Origin of the sequence: Kitasatospora putterlickiae, assembly GCF_039527695.1 — a bacterium.
In the GTDB taxonomy this organism is placed as follows: domain Bacteria; phylum Actinomycetota; class Actinomycetes; order Streptomycetales; family Streptomycetaceae; genus Kitasatospora; species Kitasatospora putterlickiae.
Genome location: NZ_BAAAKJ010000431.1, coordinates 1 through 902 on the forward strand (window position 1 = coordinate 1; position 902 = coordinate 902).

At 77.5% G+C, this 902-nt stretch carries 1 protein-coding gene; it reads left to right on the top strand.

The window, feature by feature from the left end; all coding sequences use genetic code 11:
* The coding region (locus ABD308_RS35455) for an NsdA family TPR-like regulatory protein (protein WP_486327048.1) at window positions 1–826 on the top strand (826 nt) is incomplete at its 5' end.
* Window positions 827–902: the final 76 nt, after the last annotated feature.

Here is a 902-nt window from a genome sequence, read left to right on the forward strand (position 1 = left end):
CCACGCCCGCCAGGCGCTGGTGCGCTACCTGGAGAGCGAGGCCGAGCCGATGCTGCGCGGCCGCTACGGCGAGCAGATCGGCCGCGCCCTGTTCGGGGCCGTCGCCGACCTCACCCGGCTGGCCGGCTGGACGTCCTTCGACATCGCCGCGCACGGCCTGGCCCAGCGCTACTTCGTCCAGGCGCTGCGGCTCTCCCAGGCCGCCGGGGACCGCGCGCTCGGCGGGTACGTGCTGGTGACGATGAGCCAGCAGGCCGTGCACCTCGGCCACGGCCGGGAGGCCGTCCAGCTGGCCCGGGTCGCCCAGCAGGGCGTGGGCACGGCGGTGCCGCCGACCGTGCAGGCGCTGCTGCACGCCGCCGAGGCGCGCGGCCACGGCCTGCTCGGCGACGTCCGCTCCTGCACCACCGCGCTGGTCCGGGCCGAGCGGGCGCTGGCGGCCGCCCGGACCGGGGACGAGCTGCCGTCCTGGGCCCGGTTCTTCGACGAGGCGCAGCTCTCCGACGAGTTCGCGCACTGCTACCGGGACCTCCAGCAGTGGCGGACGGCCGCCCAGCACGCCGAGAAGTCGCTGCGGCTGCGCTCGCCCGCCTACGCCCGCAGCCGGATCTTCTGCCGGCTGGTGCTGGCCACCGCCCGGCTCGGCATGGGGGACCTCGACGAGGCCTGCGGCATGGCGACCGACGCGCTGCGGGCGGCGGGGGAGATGCGCTCGGCGCGGTCCCTGGAGTACGTGCGCGACTTCCACCGCCGGCTCACCCCGTACCGGGGCAGCCCGGTGGCGCGGGCGTTCGAGGAAACGGCTCGCCAGGCGGGGGTGATCTGACCGGCCCGAGGACCACCGGCTCTCGGCGTTCACCCGCGGCCGGCCGCCCCCGACGGCGGCCGGCGGCCGGACGTGC